The following is a 1,230-nucleotide window of genomic DNA, read 5'->3' as shown; positions in this document are numbered from 1 at the left end:
TACCATTTTCTGGTAGGTCTTTGCGAGGTGGTTGAGAACAGCGTCCAGTGCTGTTCGTTTCAGGATTAGCGGGGAGTGTCGCAGGACATTCTCCGCTAATGTCAGGTACGAGATGACCCGGCGTGACTTAATACTGTTAGCCTGGTATCTCAGATGTAATCCTTTATTTTCAGCGTGATAGCCGAGTAACCACATTACGATGGTACTCAGTGTTGCCAGTAAACTCAGTACCAGCATACGCCCGGTTGAACGGCTGTAGCTGGCGCGAAGTCCAAACCCGAAGCGCTCACTTTTTTCATCCCTGAAGTTCTGCTCGATTTGCATTCTACGACTGTATAACTTCATGATTTCGCGGGGCTTAAAATCACTTGTACTACTGAATATAAGCCACGGCTCTTGTGCGGCGGATCGCGCATCGTTTATTTGAGAGAGTCGGGTAATACCGCAACGGGAACGTTTATATTTTCTGCCTTCAGATGTCTTTTTATGAAGGTAAAAATGCCCGTCACATCTGGCATAATCCGCACGGGCAAGTGTTCCGGATCCCAGATATTCTGGTCTGTTTTTGGCTGTCAGCTCCTGCCGTCTGAACCAGTATTCTCCTTTACTTTCAAGACGTAGCTGAATATTGCCCCTGATACGACCGATAAAATCCCACCCGAGTGATTTTATATGCCGGAACCAGGCATTCTGGAATCCGGCGTCAGTGACGATGATGACTCTGGCCTCCGGGTTAACCGCTTCAAAGAGTTCATCAAGGAACTCCTTTTGTATCAGTGTATTATGCTGCTTCTTTGACGGAACAACTCTACTCAGTAACGGTATCGAACGTCCGTCACATAAAAGACTGGCCCTGAGTACGTGGTTGTCCTGCGATGGATAACCGCTCCAGTCGATAGCAATAACACACAGAGATAACTGTCCAGTCAGCATGGAAATAATATTTTTGAAAATCATGGGGATATTGCTTTTTAGAGCTTTATTGCCCAGAAGGCGATCAACTCGTTTGATCTTGTTTTTAACCTGAGCCCGCCCCGGTAGAAAGCGCCCGATGCTGGTCAGCGTTAATGAAGCCCCACTGATTAACGCTGTTGTTGCATCAAGCAGGGCATTCTGTCGGTATTTGTGAAATGGTGCTAAGGCGTTCTGGAAAAAGTTCTGGCATACTTTACGAGCAGGCATAGCGGTGATCTTATTGAATTTGTGGAAAAATCAGTAGATCACATCGCG

Annotated in this window: 1 protein-coding gene; it reads right to left on the bottom strand. The window is 46.8% G+C overall.

The features are described from left to right. Positions 1 to 1,182, bottom strand: a 1,182-nt coding sequence (locus CWM52_RS25870; protein WP_100686659.1) for an IS4 family transposase, incomplete at its 3' end; no start/stop codon positions are given. Positions 1,183 to 1,230: the final 48 nt, after the last annotated feature.

Source organism: Raoultella sp. T31, assembly GCF_002806725.1.
In the GTDB taxonomy this organism is placed as follows: domain Bacteria; phylum Pseudomonadota; class Gammaproteobacteria; order Enterobacterales; family Enterobacteriaceae; genus Klebsiella; species Klebsiella electrica.
Note: the sequence above shows the minus strand (reverse complement) of the source record. Positions and strands in the feature narration are given on the sequence as shown.